At 69.4% G+C, this 16975-nt stretch carries 16 protein-coding genes; 11 read left to right on the top strand and 5 right to left on the bottom strand.

The window, feature by feature from the left end; genetic code table 11:
* Positions 1–115: 115 nt before the first annotated feature.
* Positions 116–1912, bottom strand: coding sequence for a methionine--tRNA ligase (gene metG, locus ACFXI3_RS18915; protein WP_344280348.1), 1797 nt, complete (start codon positions 1910–1912; stop codon positions 116–118).
* Between the two features lie 62 nt (positions 1913–1974).
* Between metG and ACFXI3_RS18910 the strand changes: the two genes are divergently transcribed.
* The 5 genes from ACFXI3_RS18910 to ACFXI3_RS18890 all read left to right on the top strand — a co-directional run bounded on the left by ACFXI3_RS18910 (position 1975) and on the right by ACFXI3_RS18890 (position 6409).
* Positions 1975–2565, top strand: a complete 591-nt coding sequence (locus ACFXI3_RS18910) for a PadR family transcriptional regulator (protein WP_378400797.1) — start codon at positions 1975–1977, stop codon at positions 2563–2565.
* A 95-nt stretch (positions 2566–2660) separates the two neighbouring features.
* Entirely contained in the window at positions 2661–3659 is a 999-nt protein-coding gene (locus ACFXI3_RS18905) for an ATP-binding cassette domain-containing protein (RefSeq protein ID WP_378400795.1), read from the top strand.
* Positions 3649–4413 (top strand): ABC transporter permease, encoded by a 765-nt coding sequence (locus ACFXI3_RS18900; protein ID WP_344280357.1) that lies wholly within the window; start codon positions 3649–3651, stop codon positions 4411–4413. The genes ACFXI3_RS18905 and ACFXI3_RS18900 overlap by 11 nt, the downstream gene beginning before the upstream one ends.
* 97 nt (positions 4414–4510) lie before the next feature.
* Complete coding sequence (locus tag ACFXI3_RS18895) at positions 4511–5125, top strand: glycoside hydrolase family 25 protein (RefSeq protein ID WP_116198951.1); 615 nt, start codon at positions 4511–4513, stop codon at positions 5123–5125.
* Positions 5126–5170: 45 nt separating this feature from the next.
* Complete coding sequence (locus ACFXI3_RS18890) at positions 5171–6409, top strand: aminodeoxychorismate synthase component I (RefSeq protein ID WP_378400793.1); 1239 nt, start codon at positions 5171–5173, stop codon at positions 6407–6409.
* A gap of 34 nt (positions 6410–6443) precedes the next feature.
* On the opposite strand, the gene ACFXI3_RS18885 is transcribed toward ACFXI3_RS18890, so the two are convergent.
* On the bottom strand, positions 6444–7403 hold the full coding sequence (locus ACFXI3_RS18885; RefSeq protein WP_378400792.1) for a zinc-binding alcohol dehydrogenase family protein: 960 nt from the start codon (positions 7401–7403) through the stop codon (positions 6444–6446).
* Positions 7404–7575: 172 nt separating this feature from the next.
* Between ACFXI3_RS18885 and ACFXI3_RS18880 the strand changes: the two genes are divergently transcribed.
* The 3 genes from ACFXI3_RS18880 (at position 7576) to ACFXI3_RS18870 (ending at position 9033) form a co-directional block, all read left to right on the top strand.
* On the top strand, positions 7576–8052 hold the full coding sequence (locus ACFXI3_RS18880; protein WP_378400791.1) for a QsdR family transcriptional regulator: 477 nt from the start codon (positions 7576–7578) through the stop codon (positions 8050–8052).
* Positions 8053–8276: 224 nt separating this feature from the next.
* Positions 8277–8516, top strand: a complete 240-nt coding sequence (locus tag ACFXI3_RS18875; RefSeq protein WP_378400790.1) for a hypothetical protein — start codon at positions 8277–8279, stop codon at positions 8514–8516.
* A gap of 226 nt (positions 8517–8742) precedes the next feature.
* Positions 8743–9033 (top strand): hypothetical protein, encoded by a 291-nt coding sequence (locus tag ACFXI3_RS18870; RefSeq protein ID WP_378400789.1) that lies wholly within the window; start codon positions 8743–8745, stop codon positions 9031–9033.
* A 1-nt stretch (position 9034) separates the two neighbouring features.
* Here the strand turns inward: ACFXI3_RS18870 and rsmI are convergent, their stop codons facing one another.
* On the bottom strand, positions 9035–9874 hold the full coding sequence (gene rsmI / locus ACFXI3_RS18865) for a 16S rRNA (cytidine(1402)-2'-O)-methyltransferase (RefSeq protein ID WP_378400788.1): 840 nt from the start codon (positions 9872–9874) through the stop codon (positions 9035–9037).
* A gap of 54 nt (positions 9875–9928) precedes the next feature.
* On the opposite strand from rsmI, the gene ACFXI3_RS18860 reads away from it, so the two are divergent.
* Complete coding sequence (locus tag ACFXI3_RS18860) at positions 9929–11497, top strand: dolichyl-phosphate-mannose--protein mannosyltransferase (protein WP_378400787.1); 1569 nt, start codon at positions 9929–9931, stop codon at positions 11495–11497.
* Here the strand turns inward: ACFXI3_RS18860 and ACFXI3_RS18855 are convergent.
* Positions 11448–12227 (bottom strand): AraC family transcriptional regulator, encoded by a 780-nt coding sequence (locus tag ACFXI3_RS18855; protein WP_378400785.1) that lies wholly within the window; start codon positions 12225–12227, stop codon positions 11448–11450. The two genes, ACFXI3_RS18860 and ACFXI3_RS18855, sit on opposite strands and share 50 nt — an antisense overlap.
* A 55-nt stretch (positions 12228–12282) precedes the next feature.
* On the opposite strand from ACFXI3_RS18855, the gene ACFXI3_RS18850 reads away from it, so the two are divergent.
* Positions 12283–12855, top strand: coding sequence for a class I SAM-dependent methyltransferase (locus ACFXI3_RS18850; RefSeq protein ID WP_378400783.1), 573 nt, complete (start codon positions 12283–12285; stop codon positions 12853–12855).
* On the opposite strand, the gene ACFXI3_RS18845 is transcribed toward ACFXI3_RS18850, so the two are convergent.
* Complete coding sequence (locus ACFXI3_RS18845; RefSeq protein ID WP_344280394.1) at positions 12844–14556, bottom strand: serine/threonine-protein kinase; 1713 nt, start codon at positions 14554–14556, stop codon at positions 12844–12846. The genes ACFXI3_RS18850 and ACFXI3_RS18845 overlap by 12 nt on opposite strands.
* A gap of 217 nt (positions 14557–14773) precedes the next feature.
* Here ACFXI3_RS18845 and ACFXI3_RS18840 point away from each other — a divergent pair, with 217 nt between their 5' ends.
* On the top strand, positions 14774–16648 hold the full coding sequence (locus tag ACFXI3_RS18840) for a propionyl-CoA synthetase (RefSeq protein WP_378400781.1): 1875 nt from the start codon (positions 14774–14776) through the stop codon (positions 16646–16648).
* Positions 16649–16975 lie beyond the last annotated feature (327 nt).

Raw genomic sequence — 16975 nt, 5'->3', positions numbered from 1 at the left:
CATCTTTCCCGCCTTGACAAGCACCCCCGAACCGTCAGCACAATAAAACTTCGGGGTGGTGGCCCCCACTCCGAGCGCAATGTCGCCGCCAGGCGACGAGCCGAACGCGAGAACCTCAATCAGTAACGATCGGAGCCCACTCCGGCCCAGTCTCCCCCAACTTCGGATCCAGCTTCGTAAACAACGGAGTCGGCTTCTCCAACGGCCGCCCAACCTCAACCGGCTGAGACTCCCACTTAGCCTGCTCACCGGCGTAATCCCCGGTCAGAATCGGATTAACCCGCCCAGGCAAATCCAGATCCTCGACCTCCTGAAGCTCAGGCTGAGCAGCCCAAACCCCAGTCCCGCCAAGCGCCTCGTGCACCTTCTGCGCCGAATGCGGCAGGAACGGCGTCAGCAACGTGTTCGCGTCCGAAACCACCTGCAACGCCGTGTGCAACACAGCATCCCGCCGATCCGGATCCTCCTTGAGCTTCCAAGGCTCCTGATCCGACAGATACCGGTTAGCCGCCGTGACCACCCGCATCGCCTCAGCCGCGGCCAACTTGAACCGCGACCGCGCAAGATGCCCGCCAGCCGTCTCAAACGCCTGCCGAGACAACGCCTTCAGCTCCTCGTCCGCGGGCGCAGGCGCAGTCGGAGCCGGAATCGCCCCATTGTTCTTGTGCGCCATAGAAATCGACCGGTTCACGAGGTTGCCCCACTCGTTGGCCAGCTCGAAGTTCGTCCGCCGAACGAACTCGTCCCACGTGAAGTCCGTGTCCTGAGTCTCCGGACCGGCCACCGAGATGAAGTACCGCAACGCGTCCGGCCCGAACTCCCGCAGGAAGTCGTGCACGTAGATAACGGTCCCCCGGGACGTGGAGAACTTCGACCCGCTCATGGTGAGGAACTCGCTGGACACGATCTCGTCCGGCAGGTGGAGCTTGCCGTACTTGCCCGCCTCGCCGCCGCGGTCGCCGTCGCCGTTCTGGCCGAGCAGCAGCGCGGGCCAGATCTGGGCGTGGAAGGTGATGTTGTCCTTGCCCATGAAGTAGTAGGCGCGCGCGTCGGCGTTGGCCCACCACTCCTGCCACGCGTCCGGCGTGCCGTTGCGGCGTGCCCACTCGACGCTCGCGGAGAAGTAGCCGATGACCGCGTCGAACCAGACGTAGAACCGCTTGAGCGGCTGGTCGCGCCAGCCGTCCAGCGGGATCTTGACGCCCCAGTCGAGGTCGCGGGTGATCGGCCGCGGCCGCATGTCGTCGATCAGGTTGCGGGTGAAGTTGAGGACGTTCGGCCGCCAGTCGGTCTTGGTGCCCAGCCAGTCGCCGAGGGTTTTGGTGAACGCCGGCAGGTCGAGGAAGTAGTGCTCGGTCTCGACGAACTTCGGCGTCTCGCCGTTGATCCGCGACTTCGGGTTGATCAGCTCCGCGGCGTCGAGCTGGTTGCCGCAGTTGTCGCACTGGTCGCCGCGCGCGCCGTCGTAGCCGCAGATCGGGCAGGTGCCCTCGATGTAGCGGTCGGGCAGCGTGCGTCCGGTGGACGGGCTGATCGCGCCGCGCGTGGTCTTCGGGACGACGTAGCCGTTGCGGTTGAGCGCGAGGAAGATTTCCTGCGTCACCGCGGCGTGGTTGCCGGTGGTGGTGCGGGTGAACAGGTCGTAGGAGAGGCCGAGGCCGCGCAGGTCCTCGTCGATCTGGCGGGTGTACTTGTCCGCGGTCTGCTGCGGGGTCATCCCCTCTTTGTCCGCCTGGACGGTGATCGGCGTGCCGTGTTCGTCGGTCCCGGACACCATGAGCACCCGGTTGCCGGCCATTCGCTGGTAGCGGGAGAAGACGTCGGACGGGACGCCGAATCCGGACACGTGGCCGATGTGGCGGGGGCCGTTGGCGTAGGGCCAGGCCACCGCGGTCAACACAGGGGTGCTCATACCTGTTTAGCCTACGGATGCGCTCCAGTGCGTTTCGTGGTGGTCGGGGAAGGGAGAGCCGGTTGTCGGCGACGCGTCTGCTGGTGCTCGGGGTCGTGCGGATGTTCGGCCGCGCGCACGGCTATCAGGTGCGCCGCGAACTGCTGTCGTGGTCGGCGGACAAATGGGCGAACGTCCAGCCCGGTTCGATCTACCACGCGCTCAAGAAAATGGCCGCCGAGGACCTGCTGGAGAAGATCGACGTCGAACCGGGCGACGGCGGCCCGGACCGGGTCGCTTACCGGCTCACCCCGGACGGCGACAAGGAGTTCCAGTCGTTGCTGGCCAGGGGGCTGTCCGATCCACACGCGGGCAACGCGCAGCTGTGCGCGGCGATCAGCCTGATGCCAGCGCTTGTCCGGGCACAGGCGATCTATCTGCTCCGGCAGCAGCTCATCCACTTCGACGGGGAAGAACGGCGTTCCCGGCTGTCGCTGGAGGACGGCTCCACCTCCGGCCTGCCCTCGCACGTCACGGAGATGAACCGGCTGTGGGCCGGGGTCGCCAAGGCGAACAAGGAGTGGCTCACCGGCGTGATCTCCCGGCTTGAGGCGGGCGAGTACGTAATGGCCGACGACCCCGGTTCGGCGTTCGCTCCGTCAGCCCCCGAGTAATCAAATTTGACTAACCCGCTTCTCCTCGGGCACAGTGTGCGCGTCAGCTAGTCAAGATTGACTAGCTGATCTTCTTGGGAGGAGAGGGGTTCTCAATGATCACGGCACGCGGACTCGAGCGGCGGTTCCGCCGCAAGGGCCGAGCCGGTGGCGAGGTGCACGCGGTGAAGGGGGTCGATCTCGACGTCGAGGCGGGCGAGCTGGTCGGGTTCCTCGGCCCGAACGGGGCGGGCAAGACCACCACGCTGCGCATGCTCACCACCCTGCTGAAACCGACCGCGGGCACGGCGACTGTCGGCGGGCACGACCTGCTGACCGACGCGGCGGGGGTGCGCCGCAACATCGGGTACGTCGCCCAGGGCGGCGGGACCGCGCCCGAATCGCGCGTCGGCGAAGAGCTGGAACTGCAGGGCAGGCTGTACCGGATGAGCAAGGCCGACGCGATCGCGCGCGGCAAGGTGCTCGCCGACCAGCTCGACCTGGCGGGGCTGGAGCAGCGGGCCACGAAGACGTTGTCTGGGGGTCAGCGTCGCAGGCTCGACATCGCGATGGGGTTGATTCATTCGCCGGGGCTGGTGTTTCTCGACGAGCCGTCCACCGGACTCGACCCGCAGAGCCGGGCGAACCTGTGGGAGCACATCCGGCGGCTGCGCGCCGAACAAGGCGTCACGATCTTCCTGACGACGCATTACCTCGACGAGGCGGACGCGCTGGCTGACCGGCTGATCGTGATCGACGACGGCCGGATCGTCGCCGAGGGGCATCCGGACGCGCTGAAGGAGCAGGTCTCCGGGGACGGGATGGCGATCGAGGTGGATCCGCGATCCGCCGCGGCCGCCGCCGATCTGGCCCGGCAGCTGCCCGGCGCGCACGAGTTCTCCGTGCGCGAGGGGTCGATCCGGTTCCGGGTGCCGCGCGGCGACACCGCGATGCCGGAGCTGCTGCGCGCGCTCGACGCCAAGGACATCGCGACGGCCGCCATGCAAGTCACGCGGCCGACCTTGGACGACGTATTCCTTACTCTCACCGGCCGGTCGCTGCGCGAGGCCGAGCAGCCCGCGGCGACGGAACCGGAGGTGTCCGATGCTGCATGACACCTGGCTGATTTTCCGCCGCGACATGGCGGGCGCGCTGCGGAATCCGGCGTGGCTGATGCTCGGGCTCGCCCAGCCGCTGCTGTACCTGTTCTTCTTCGGCCCGCTGCTGGTGAAGTCGCTCAGCGCGCAGGGGATGTCCGAGGTCGACGGCTGGATGGTGCTTACCCCCGCGCTGATCGCGCAGCTGGCCCTGTTCGGCAGTTCGTTCGTGGGCTTCGGGCTGCTGGCCGAATTCCGGTCCGGCGTGGTCGAACGGCTGCGCGTCACCCCGGTGCACCGGGCCGCGCTGCTGCTCGGGAAGGTGCTGGCGAACGCGTTGCAGGCGGTCGTGCAGGCGGTGCTGATCATCCTGCTCGCCTACCTGGTGTTCGACCTGAACGCGCCGTTCGGCGGGGTGCTGCTGAGCCTGGCGATCGTGTTCCTGCTCGCGCTCACGCTGGCGTCGTGCTCCTACGCGCTGGCGCTCACGCTCAAGAGCGAGGAGGCGTTCCCGGCGCTGCTCAACGCGGTGCTCATGCCGTTGCTGCTGCTGTCCGGGATCCTCATCCCGATCACGTCCGGGCTGGCCCCGAAGTGGCTGTACACGATCTCGCAGATCAACCCGTTCCGGCACGTGGTCGACGTGGAGCGCAACAGCTTCCGCGGCGACTTCTCGATGGACGCGCTGTTCACCGGAGGCGTGGTCGTGCTGGTCATGGCCGTTGTGGCGGTGTGGTGGGGAACGCGCACCTTCCAACGGGAAAACGCCTGATCAAAGCCTATCGACACGCCGGGAAAGGTCACCCCGCTCCGGAACTCCGGACGTAGGGTGGCCTTTCACCCGTCGTGGGGCTTGTCAGGGGTGCGTGGTGGCGGAACCGGAGAGTGGGCGCGGACTCACGCTTACTCATCGCGAGCAAGTGCTCGATTGGGCGGCGGTGCGTGGCGCCGACGTGCGATTCGCTTCGGTGACGATCAGCGAGAACGTCAACTGGAGCGATCCCGGCGCGGAGCGGACGCTGGCCGCGGCCCAGCACGCGGGCATCCACACCGGAGCCCGGCACTACGCGCGGCCTGGCGCGGTGCACGACCAGGCCGACCATTTCGTCCGCACGGCGAGCAAGCTCGGGGCGTTCGCGCCCGGTTCGCTCGCCCCGGCGCTCGAAGTGGACGCCCAAAGCGTCGACGACCGGTTCGTGAAGGCGTGGATCAAACACGTGCGGCACGCAGCGAAGATCCGCCGGGTGCTCGTGTACGCCGGGCACGACTGCTGGGCGCACCGGCTGCACCCGGACCGCTGGGCCGATTCCGAAGTGGTGCTGTGGCTCGTGCGGCACAACGGCATTCCCGGGCGGCCCGGCTGGTTCCATTCGCGGCTCGGGCTGCACCAGCACGCTTTCGCGCCGGACGTCCCCGGGGTCGACGGGCCGGTGGCACAGGACGCGGTGGTGTATCCCTTCGCGCTGTCCGATGTGCTGCTCTGATCACCTTTTCCGCTGGTCACCGCCGGTTTCCGGCACAATGGCGCGATGCGTTTCCAGCGGCTGCGGACCGACCTGCCACCTTCGCGGGTGCTTGTCCAGCTGTCCGCGTACGCCCGGGCGCACGGCCTGCCCGAACCGGCCGCGGTCTGCGGGGACTGGTTCGGGTCGCGAGCGGTGGTGGCTCCGTTCCTGGCGGTGACTCCGCGGCCGTTCCCTTCGGTTTCTCCCGTTTCGGGTCCTCCGGGCCGGATCGGTGGCGGGTGGTTCGGGTATCTGGCTTACGACCAGGCGGATCCGTCCGGACGCTCGACCGGGGTTCCGGAGTCGGCCTGGGGCTGGGCGGAGCACGTGCTGCGCTGGGACGCGGCGGGAGTGTGTTGGTTCGAGTCGCTCGAAGGCGACGCCGACGCGCAGCTCGCCGTGGTGGAGCGGGCTTTATCTGGGTCCGAGGAGCTGTCGTGGTCGGCTAGCCCATTGCGGCGGCCGTCCGGACATGAGCAGGCGGTGAAGGCGTGCGTGCACGAGATCGAGGCGGGCGAACTGTTCCAGGCGAACGTCTGCTCGCGGTTCACCGGGACGTTCGAGGGTTCACCGGCCGCGCTCTTCGCCGAAGGAGTGCGACGGCTCGCTCCGCAGCGGGCGGCCTACGTCGCCGGCGCGTGGGGTTCGGTGGTTTCGCTGTCGCCGGAGCTGTTTTTGGCCCGGCACGGGCGCCGCGTGCGGTCGTCGCCGATCAAGGGGACGCTGCCCCGGCGGGGTCCGGCGGACGACGGCAACGCGCTCCGGTTGCGGCAGTCGGCGAAGGACGTCGCGGAGAACGTGATGATCACCGACCTGGTGCGCAACGATCTCGGCCGGGTGTGCGAGGTCGGCAGCGTCGTGGTTCCGGAGCTGCTCGCGGTGCATCCCGCGCCGGGGGTGTGGCATCTGGCGTCCACTGTGGAGGGTGTGCTGGCGGACGGGGTGACCGATCATGGGCTGCTGGCCGCGACGTTCCCGCCCGGTTCGGTCACCGGCGCGCCGAAGATCCGGGCGCTGGACCTGATCGCCGAGCTGGAACCGGCCGCGCGCGGGGTGTACACCGGCGCGGTCGGGATGGTGTCGCCGCTGGCCGGGCTGGAGCTGAACGTGGCGATCCGGACGTTCGAGATCACTGGGGACCGGATCGCGTTGGGAGTCGGCGGCGGGATCACAGCGGACTCGGACAGCGCCGCGGAGTGGCAGGAATGCCTGCACAAAGCGGCGCCGCTGGAGGATCTGCTGGCCAGGCCTGGTGAGTGTTAAAGCCGGATCTAACCGGTTTTAACACTCACAAGCCTCACCTACGCGGGTCGAGCAGCAGCTTGCCCGTCGTGCCCCTGGACCGCAGCGCTTCGTGGGCCTTCCGGGCGTCCTCCAGCGCGTACTCGCCGCCCGCGATCGCGCGGATTTTTCCGTCCAGCACCATCGTGAACAAGTCGCTGAGCGCGGTGCCGAAAACGTTGCCGGGCAAGCGGAACACGTGCGGCAGCCACATCCCGGCCACGGTCGTGCTGTGGCCGAGCAGGTTGCGCAATTCGATCGGCTTCGGCGAGCGGCGGCCGGCCATGCCGTAGAAGACCAGGCGGCCGAACGGGGCCAGCGCGACGATGCTCTGGTCGGTGGTCGGGCCGCCGACCATGTCGAGGACGACGTCGACCCGCTTGCCGCCGTTGGCTTCCCGGAGGACCTCGGTCATGTTCTCCGCGCGGGAATCCACCGCGACGTCCGCGCCGAGTTCGATCGCCAGCGCGCGCTTTTCCTCGCTGCTCGCGGTCGCGATCACGCGGCCCGCGCCCCACGCGTTGGCCAGCTGCACCGCGATCGATCCGACCCCGCCCGCCGCGGCGTGCACGACCACGGACTCGCCGGGTTCGAGGTGAGCGTTCTTGCGCAGCATGATCCACGCGGTCGCGCCCTGGACCAGCATGGACAGCGCGTTCAGGTCGTCGACGCCGTCCGGAACCGGGAAGGTCATGGCCTCGTCGGCGACGACGCGCTCGGCGTAACCGCCGCCGTCGTTGAGCAGCGCGACCACGCGCTTGCCGTCCGCCGTGCGCCCGACGACCTCGCCGCCCGGCACGAGCGGCAGCTTGCTCGGGGCGAGATACGAGTTCTCCGCCTGGTGCGTGTCCGCGTAGTTCAGCCCGACACGGTCGACCTCGATCAGCACCTGCCCTGGCCCGGCCACGGGATCGGGCAGCTCGACCGGCTTCAGCACCTCGGGACCGCCGAATTCGGTCACCTGCACAGCACGCATCTTCGCGGCTCCTCTCGTCGTGAGACATTCTGCCACATGTCTCATCGATGGGACACTCTCTGCTAATGTCTCACCCATCGACACGCCACTGTCCACCCGCGCCTCGCGACCCGACGCCGTCGCGGCCTTCCGCCTCGCCCGCGCCCGGTTCCTCGCCGGAGACCGGGTCGACATGCGCGACCTGGCCGGCGACCTCGGCGTCAGCCGCGCGACCCTGCACCGCTGGGTCGGCAGCCGCGACCACCTGCTGAGCGAAATCCTGTGGGCGGAGACGTCCGCGGTGCTGGATAACGTGAGTTATGCGGGCCGCGGCGGGGACGGCGTCGCGGAGGCGATCGGGGCGTTCGTGCGGACGGTCAACGCGTCCTCGCCGTTCCGTGCGTTTTTGCGCCGGGAGCCGGAGCGTGCGCTGAGGTTGTTGACGACCAAGGCGAGCCTGGTGCAGTCGCGGACCATCGAGAAGGTGCAGGTGCTGCTGTCGGACGAGGTGGCGGCGGGGCGGTTGGAGACTCCGTTGCCGGTGGCGGATCTGGCGTATCTGCTCGTGCGGGTCGGCGAGTCGTTCATCTACACCGATGCGATCACCGGCGAGGAGCCGGACGCGGAAAAGGCTTTGGTAGCGGCGAAAATGCTGTTGCGCAGCCGGTAAAATCTCTTAGTGACCGCTGTCCAGGCCATCGCCCGGATCCCCACCGCTTCGATCGGCAAGCTGGTGTGCCATCCGAAACTGCCGCTCGTCGCCGGGATCGATCAGGACCGGCCCGCGGTGCATCTCTACTACGCCGAGCGAGTGCTTCGCGAAATCGGCGCGGTGGGCGCGGATTCCCCGGAGTACGGGAAGTTCGACCGCTGGACATCGCCGTCTCTGACCATGTGGCCTTCAGCCCGGACGGCCAGTCACTGTGGACGTCGCCGACCCCGCCCGATCTCTACGACCGTTCGGACGTCATCGACCTCAGCACTGGCGCCATCTCGCCCGCCCAGACATGGGACTGCGGCATCGTCGCGCATCCGGCGGGAGGGCTGATCGCCACGAAGCAAAGCGACCAGGGCGCGAGCTTTGTGCTCTTCTCCCGTCCAGGCGACCGGCTGTGGTTCCTCGACCGGGCCTGATTCTGGACTCTAACTGCTGGAGGCTTCCGGTCTTCAGCTCCGACGGGCGGCACCTGGCGATTCGCGGCAACACCTACGAACACCAGGTCCTGGTGTTCGAGTTCCCTTCGCTGCGCCGGGTCAGGAGGATCTCGCTCGGCGACCCGAAACGGCTCAAGCAGAATTCCTCCTGGTCCTGGACGTCGAGCGCGACCGAACCACGGAGCACAAACTGCTCCGCTCGGCAGTGACCGCGCTGGCCGCGACGTCGGCCGGTGACCTCGTCGTCGCCGGAGACGGCGAACTCGCGCTGGTGCCCGTTGCCGCTTCGCGCACCGGCGCCGATCCGGCCACCGTCGCTGAGTTCCTCGCCAGCACCACGGAAATTCCCGACGACGGCCTGCCGGAAGACCATGCCGTGCGCACCGACGGGGTCGGCACTTGGCGACCGGAGGACCTGGCCACCATCACCAAAACCGCACCTAGCGACCCGAGGTGGCTGCAGTTCCGAGCCGAAGACAACGCCCGCCGGTACTGAATCACTTCCGAGCCGCGAGCACCGCCGCGTAAAGCTCCTTCGTGGACACCCCAGCCGCGCCGGCGACCTCGGCCGCGACGGTCTTCAGCCGTTCCCCCGAAGCGACCCGCTCCGCCACCTCCGGCACCAGGTCCGACACCGACACCTGCCGAGGAGCCGCCCCCTCCAGCACCACCGAGATCTCGCCGCGCACCCCGTCCGCTGCCCACTCGGCAAGTTCCGCGAGCGTGCCGCGTTTGACCTCTTCGTACGTCTTCGTCAGCTCCCGGCACACCGCGGCCCGCCGAGACCCGCCCAGCGCGGCGGCGGCGTCTGACAGCAGGGAAGCGATCCGGTGCGGCGATTCGAAGAACACGACAGTCCGGCGCTCGCTCACCAGCTCCGCGAACCACTTCGACCGTTCACCAGGCTTGCGCGGCGCGAAGCCCTCGAAGCAGAACCGGTCGCACGGCAGCCCGGACAACGCGAGCGCGGTCGTCACCGCCGACGGGCCGGGAAGGCAGGTGATCGGCAGATCCTCCTCGACGCAAGCAGCCACGAGACGGAACCCGGGATCGGACACACTCGGCATCCCGGCATCAGTCACGACCAGCACTGTCTCGCCGCCGTGCAGCGCCTCCAGCAGCTTCGGCAGCCGGGCAGTCTCGACGTCCTCGTAGAAGCTGACCACCCGGCCGGCGGGCGACACGCCGAGTGCGGAAGCGAGGCCGCGAAGGCGTCGAGTGTCCTCGGCGGCGATCACGTCTGCCGAGCCCAGCGCCTCGATCAGCCGGGCGGACGCGTCGCCGGGATCGCCCAGCGGGGTGGCGGCGAGCACGAGCCGTCCGGACGCAGAAGTCATGGCAGTCAGCCTAACCAGACGCCACCAGTGGATCAGGCCGTACTATCGGGCCCCGTGACCGCGCTGCTGACCCGAGCCGACGACGAGAGCGTGCGGCCGGACCCGGTCGACGCGCGCCGCCCCCCGACCGACCGCGAAGCCACCCTGCTCGGCCGGGCCATGCCCGCCGACCGGCTGCGCGGCTGGATCGTCACGATCGTGCTGACCGTGATCGGCGGCGTCGTCCGGATGCAGAATCTGGGCCTTCCCACCGACCACGGCAGTCCCGTCTTCGACGAGAAGCACTACGTGCCCCAAGCCGCGCAGATGCTGCGCAACGGCGGGTACGAGGACAACGCCGGGTACGAGCTGATCGTGCACCCGCCGCTGGCCAAGGACTTCATCGCGTTCGGCGAGTGGCTCTTCGGCTACAACGGCTGGGGCTGGCGGCTGATGTCGGCGGTGGCCGGCACGCTGATCGTGCTGCTCACCGTGCGCATCGCGCGTCGGCTCACCCGCTCGACGCTGCTCGGCGGCATCGCGGGCGTGCTGGTGATCTGCGACGGCGTGCTGCACCTGCAGTCGCGGATGGGGATGCTCGACATCTTCATCGCGTTCTTCGTGCTCGCCGCGTTCGCCTGCGTGCTCTGCGACCGCGACCAGGTGCGGCAGCGGCTGGCGGTCGCGGTGCGCGAGGGCTGGATCGGCGAATCGCAGTGGGGCCCGAAGCTCGGCTTCCGCTGGTGGCGGTTCGCGGCCGGGCTGATGATCGGCTTGACCTTCGGCGTCAAATGGTCCGCGCTGTACTACATCGCGGCGTTCGGCCTGCTCACCGTGTTCTTCGACGTCGCGGCCCGGCGCACGGCGGGCGTTCAGCGGCCGTGGGTCGGCACGATCCGCCGCGACGTCGCGCCCGCGCTGTGGGCGATCGTCGTGGTGCCGGTGCTGATGTACCTGGCGGCGTACTGGGCGTGGTTCGCCAGCGAAACCGCGACCGACCGGCACTACACCGAGATCAAGAACCTCGACCCGGGCATGTTCGGCTGGATCCCGCCCGCGCTGCGCTCGCTCGGCAGCTACACCGCCAACGTGCTGCATTTCCACGAAACCCTGCTGACGCCCAAGGACAATCCGCATCCGTGGGAGTCGAAGCCGTGGACCTGGCCGATGGGCCTGCGGCCGATGCTCTACTACTACGACGGCAACGTCACCGGCTGCGGCGAATCGCGCTGCCTCGGCGCGACGATGCTGATCGGCACGCCCGCGATGTGGTGGCTGGCCGTCCCGATGCTCGGCTGGGGCCTGTGGCGCTGGTTCTTCCGCGCGGACTGGCGCTACGCCGCCGTGCTCACCGGCTACTTCGCCGGATACCTGCCCTGGTTCACCAACATCGACCGGCAGATGTACTTCTTCTACGCCACGCCGATGGCCCCGTTCCTGGTGCTCGGGCTGGTGCTGGCGCTCGGGCAGATCCTCGGCAGCGCCAAACGCGGATTCGAGCGCAGAGGCACCGGTCTGCTCGTCGTGTCGCTCTACGTCGGGCTGGTGGTCGCGAACTTCGCCTGGCTGTGGCCGATTCTCAACGGAATCCCGATCACGAACGAGCATTGGCAGGCGGAGATGTGGCTGCCTTCGTGGCGCTGAAGTAGGCGCCCGGCGGCACCCCGACCGCCCGGCGGAAGGCGGCGACGAAGGCGCTGGCCGTCGCGTACCCGACCCGGTGCGCGACGGTCGTCATCGGCAAACCCTGTGCCAGCAACGGCAATGCCGCGCGCAGCCGTGCTTGCGTGCGCCAGGTGCCGAACGTCATCCGGCAGTCTCGGACGAACGCGCGGGCCAGCGTCCGCTCGCTCGCGCCGACTTCCCGGCCCAGCTCCGCCAGGCTGCGCGAGTCCGCGGGGTCGGCGAGCACCGCGTCGGCGACGTCCCGCGCTCTCGGGTCGGCGGGCGCTGGTACGACGATCGGCGCTACGTCCATCGGCTCCAGCAGATCGAACGCGACCGCTTCGGCACGGCGGCGGGCGTCGTCGCTGATGCCGTCCGCGGACAGGTGCTCCAGCAATTCCCGCAGCAACGGCCGGACGATGACGATGCGCGGTGACGGCCACTCGACCGGGCACTGCTCCGGATCGGCATAAATGCCGCGCAGCTCGGCATTCCCGACCGCGCCGGTGCGATGCCAGACGCCGACCGGGATCCAGAGCGCGCGCGTGGACGGCAGCACCCATTGCGCGTCGCCGACCATCACCGCGGCGACCCCGCGCGCGGCCCAGACGAGCTGGTGCGCCGGATGGTCGTGCCAGGGGAACCAGGCTCCGGCCGAGATCGGAAGGTCGCCGAGCAGCATCGCGCCGGTTTGACCGTACTGCGACATGAGATGACAGCCTATCGTCTTCCAGCCAGCGCGGCTCGTCCCTAGCGTCGAGGCCATGCCGATGAACCTGATGCACCGCAAGCTCTGCAGCTCGGAAAAGTGGGCCGCCGCGGTGGCCGAGGTGCTGCCGGACTGGCTCGCCCGCTTCGAACTGGGCGACGACGTGCTGGAAATCGGACCGGGTTTCGGGGCGACCACGCGGGTGCTGGTCGACGCCGTGCCGCAGCTGACCGCTTTGGAGATCGATCCGGCGTCGACCCGCCTGTTGCGGGAGAAATACGGCGAACGGGTCGACGTCGTCGAGGGCAGCGGCGCGGAGATGCCGTTCGAGAACGGCCGGTTTTCCGGGGTCGTGTGCTTCACGATGCTGCACCACGTGCCGACGAACGCGCTGCAGGACCGGATCTTCGCCGAGGCGTTCCGGGTGCTGCGGCCCGGCGGCACCTACTGCGGCGTGGACAGCCAGCTCAGCTTCGGATTCCGGCTGCTGCACCTCGGGGACACGATGAACGTCCTCGATCCCGCGACCCTGCCCGCCCGGCTGACGGCGGCCGGGTTCGAGCAGGTGCGCGTGGCGATGGAACGGAAGCGGCTGGAGTTTTCCGCGGTGAAGCCGTCAGCGGGGTGACCGGCGCGGCACGATCTGCGTGACCGGCCCGTCCAGTGCCTTGCCCTGCCGGCTCAGCCAGCCGTCGACCTCGCGCCGCACCGAGTTCAGCGTCGGGCGACGGCGCGGTTCCGGATCCAGCGACGCCGCCAGGATCCGCGCGTGCACCGAACGCTGCGGCATGTGCGTGACCGGATCGGCGCGCGCCGCGGCCATCAGCGCGGCCATCGGCGTCTCGCGGGTGCCGCGCGGTGGCTGGCCGGTCAGCGCGTAGCTGACCGTGGCGGCGAGCTGCCAGGCGTCCGAGGCCGGGCTCGCCGGGGAGCCCATCGCCTGCTCCGGTGCGACGAAGTCGGGCGTGCCGATCATCATCCCGGTGGCGGTCATCTTGGAATCGCCCTGGCTGCGGGCGATGCCGAAATCGATCAGGTGCGCGATGCCCGCCGGGTCGAGGATGACGTTGGACGGCTTCACGTCGCGGTGCAGCACGCCCCGCTCGTGCGCCGCGACCAGCGCGCCCGCCATCGTCGACCACAACCGGCCGGCAGCGACGTCGTCGATCGGGCCCTGTCCGTCGACCACCTCGGCGAGCGGGCGGCCCTGCAGGTACTCCATGACGAGCGCGAGCCCGTCCGGCTCCTCGGCCAGGTCGTACACGCGGACGCAGTTGGGGTGGTTCACCACGGCCAGCGCACGCGCCTCGCGCTGCATCCGCTCCTCGGTGTCGCGGTCGGGCGCGTGCGCGATCTTCAGCGCGACAGTGCGGTTGAGCTGCGTGTCGACGGCTTCCCAGACCGTGCCGAACCCGCCGGTCCCGAGCTGGCGGACGCGCCGGTACCGGCTGCTGCCCGCGTTGCGCGACCCGGGAGGCGGCGGAATCATGCCGGGCGCGGCGGCCAGCGCCCCGGCAGGCGGCTCCGGAGCGGACGCCAGCGCGGTGGCCGGGTAGGGCTTGTTCTGCGGCGGCGGAGGCGGCGGCAGCTGCTCCCGGCGCGGCGGAGGCTGCGCGGCGGGCGGTTCGTCGCGGCGCGGCTCCGGCCGGTTGATCACCGACCACGGCGGCGGGCCGACCAGCGCGACCGGGATCAGTCCCAGGATGCTGAACGGCAGGAACCCGAGCCAGAAGTGCACCGCGGTGTTGGCCGACATGCCCGCCGACGCGATCGCCATGACCACGAAGGGAATCCAGAAGAACCGCGACGGCCACTTCGGCCCGCGACGGAACGCGGTGCGCGCCTGCAGCATCACGAACAGCAGCGAGCCGACCGGCAGCACCGTGAAGGCGAGCAGGTACAGCACGTAGGAAAGCTTGAGGCCGCGCGGGTAGAAGAGCGTCTCGAAGACGTTCGACCCGCCGCCGAGGTAGCTCTTCTGCACGCCGATGAACGAGCAGTAGTCCTTGTTGAGCGAGGCCGCCCCGGACAGTCCGGTCGCCTGGCCCGCGTTGGCCGCGCGGAACGTTTCCGAGATGCCCGAGGCCATCAGCCACGGCAGCACCAGCACGCACACCACGCCGATGAGACCGAACACGGTGAGCGTGGTCGCGTCGTACCGGTTGCCGGTCCCCTTGCGCACGATCGCCACGATCAGCGCCCCGGCCGCCGGGAAGAGCGCGACGAGCGCACCCGCTGTGGTCGTCGCCCACACCCAGTCGCCGGGGCAGAACCCCGGGTCGAACAAGGTGTGCGCGAGCGAGAGCAGCGCGCTCGCGATTCCGCTCACCGGCTGGTTCCCCTCACTGTCAGTGTTGTCTTCCTGCCGCTGCGCGGCCGTTCCCCACGGTCCAGCTTAGGACGCACACGGCCTCCGCGGGGTTGCCGGGTCGCGGCGGGAACGTGATCCACCGCATCGATCTCGCCGGACGCGGCTGACCTGCGACCCGCCGGGGGAAAGGCCATCATGAGGGCAGATTCGGCCGTCTGAAGTCAAAGGAGACCTCGTGGGCGCGTACACCGAGACGTATCGGCGCAGTCTGGACGACCCGGAGCAGTTCTGGCTCGACGCGGCCCGGGCGATCGACTGGACGCAGCGGCCCACCCGCGCGCTCGATTCGTCCGCCGCGCCGTTCTACCGCTGGTATCCCGACGGCGAGCTGAACACCTCCTACAACGCCCTCGACCGGCACGCCGACGGCGGTCGCGGCGCGCAGGACGCGCTGATCTGGGATTCGCCGGTCAGCGGCCGCAAACGCCGCTACACCTACGCCGAGCTGCGCGACGAGGTCGCGACCTTCGCCGGCGCGCTCGCGTCGCTCGGGGTGACCCGCGGCGATCGCGTGATCCTTTACCTGCCGATGATTCCGCAGGCCGTCATCGCGATGCTCGCCTGCGCGCGGATCGGCGCGGTGCATTCCGTGGTGTTCGGCGGCTTCGCGCCGAAGGAACTGGCCGCGCGGATCGAGGACGCCAAGCCGAAGCTGATCCTCGCCGCGTCGTGCGGGATCGAGCCGACGCGGGTCGTCGAGTACAAGCCGATCATCGACGCCGCTCTCGAAACCACCGAGCACCAGCCGGACCACGTCGTGGTGTTCCAGCGCGAGCAGGCGCGCGCGGAGCTGTCCGGCACTGACCTCGACTGGACCGAGCTCGTCGCCGACGCCGACCCGGTGGATCCGGTTCCGGTGAAGGCGACCGATCCGCTGTACATCCTCTACACGTCCGGCACCACCGGGCGGCCGAAGGGCGTGGTCCGCGACGCGGGCGGGCACGCGGTCGCGCTGGCGTGGTCGATGGGCGCGCTGTACGACGTCCACGCCGGCGACGTGTGGTGGACGGCTTCCGACGTCGGCTGGGTCGTCGGGCATTCGTACATCGTCTACGCGCCGCTGCTGGTCGGCGCTACAACCGTGCTGTACGAAGGAAAACCCGTCGGGACGCCGGACGCGGGCGCGTTCTGGCGGGTCATCTCCGAGCATGGCGTGCAGGCGCTGTTCACCGCGCCGACGGCGTTGCGCGCGGTGAAGAAGGTGGATCCGGACGCGGACGAACTCAAAAAGTACGACCTGTCCCGGTTCCGCACCCTGTTCCTGGCGGGCGAGCGGCTCGACCCGGAGACCTACCACTGGGCGCACGACATCCTCGGCACGCCGGTCGTCGACCACTGGTGGCAGACCGAAACCGGCTGGCCGATCGCGGCCAACCCGCGCGGGCTCGAACCGATGCCGGTCAAACCCGGATCGGCGACGAAACCGGTGCCCGGCTGGGACGTGCGCATTCTCGATCAAGCGGGCGAGGAATTGCCGGCGGGCCGCGAAGGCGCGATCACGCTGAAACTCCCGCTGCCACCGGGTTCGCTGCCGACGCTGTGGGGCGACGACGAGCGCTACCGAGAGGCGTACCTGTCGCGTTACCCCGGCTACTACTTGACCGGCGACTCGGGTTACCTCGACGAGGACGGCTATCTGTTCGTGATGGGCCGCACCGACGACGTGATCAACGTGGCCGGGCACCGGCTGTCGACCGGTTCGATGGAAGCCGCGCTGGCGTCGCATCCGGCGGTCGCGGAGTGTGCGGTGATCGGGGTCGCGGACCAGTTGAAGGGACAGGTGCCGCGCGGTTTCGTGGTGCTGAAGTCCGGCGTGGAGGTGCCCGAGGAGCAGTTGCGGGACGAACTGGTCGCGCTGGTTCGCCGGGACATCGGGCCGGTGGCGGCGTTCCGGGACGTCTCGGTGGTCAACGCGCTGCCGAAGACTCGCTCGGGGAAGATCCTGCGCAAAACGATGCGCGGGATCGCGGACGGTCGCGACGAAGCGGTTCCGTCGACCATCGAAGACCCAGCGGTGCTTGACGCGTTGCGGGCGATCCTGCGGCCCTGAGCACCGCACAGATGAGGTTTTCTCAGTGGTGCACCGCCGGGCCGCGTGGCTCCGTTGCCGCCGAGGTCCGTGAGGGGAACCCTGAGGGACTCTGAGTCCGTGAAGGTTCCCCTCACGGACCTCGGCATCGCGCGTCAGGGCAGCCGCGCGACGCGAGAACCCCGCGCAAACCGGGGTCTCCCCGCAGGGCTGCGCGGTGGAATGCGGCGCGGGCAGCTGCGGCGACGCGGCCGACCCACGCCACGCCACGCCGCTCCCGCAGACGTCCTTCACGGACCTCCCCAAGGCCACTACTGAGAAAACCCCAATGTGGCATTGGGTGCATGC

Origin of the sequence: Amycolatopsis sp. NPDC059235 (assembly GCF_042754125.1) — a bacterium.
Lineage (GTDB): Bacteria > Actinomycetota > Actinomycetes > Mycobacteriales > Pseudonocardiaceae > Amycolatopsis > Amycolatopsis albidoflava.
Note: the sequence above shows the minus strand (reverse complement) of the source record. Positions and strands in the feature narration are given on the sequence as shown.